Origin of the sequence: Stenotrophomonas sp. HMWF003 (assembly GCF_003061285.1) — a bacterium.
GTDB lineage: Bacteria > Pseudomonadota > Gammaproteobacteria > Xanthomonadales > Xanthomonadaceae > Stenotrophomonas > Stenotrophomonas maltophilia_AP.
Genome location: NZ_QAIW01000417.1, coordinates 3,728 through 4,306, shown reverse-complemented (window position 1 = coordinate 4,306; position 579 = coordinate 3,728). Strand labels below are relative to the sequence as shown.

The 579-nt window shown below is 69.6% G+C and carries 2 pseudogenes; both read right to left on the bottom strand.

The features are described 5' to 3' along the window. A pseudogene (locus DBR34_RS17875) lies at window positions 1-286 on the bottom strand (hypothetical protein); the annotation flags it as partial. Between the two features lie 13 nt (window positions 287-299). Next, window positions 300-579 (bottom strand): annotated as a pseudogene (locus DBR34_RS23850) (hypothetical protein); the annotation flags it as partial.

Genomic DNA, 579 nt, shown 5'->3' with positions numbered 1-579 from the left:
GTTCCAGCGTCGCGCCTCCGTTGCTCCGACCGCGCGGATAGACCACCTCCCAGCGCACCCGGTTGGCGCTGCGGTCCTGCTTGAGCGTCAGCCCGTCGGCCATCGAACCGCTCAACGCCACTTCGTTGCGGTCCCACCCGCGCACACTGACTTTGCCGGCGATGTTGCTTACTTCCACGCGCCCGCCGGCGCCGAGCGGGGCGCGCTCATCCACACGGGTGGCCGCCTGCGCCGCCAACGGCAGCAGCAGGGCCAGGGCTGCGATCAGACGCAATGAATGGTGCATGGTGGTGTCTCCTTCAGGATGGCAGGCCAGCGGCCATCACGGCCTGCTGGGTAAGTTCAAGGCGCAGCGCGTAGGTGCGCTGCAGTTGCCCGAGCAGAACGCGCGAGCGGGGGTTTTCACTGAGGGCGGCGCGGATGTGGTCGGCACTGCTGTCCAGCTCGCGCAGCGCCGGCTGCCATTCTCCGCCCACCTGGGCGGTTGGCAGGGTCGCCATCGCCTGCTGGTACTCGGCCACCATCGCTTCGGCCTGGCGTTGCACCAGCGTCGGCGGCGGGGTCTGCGGTACCGGCGTT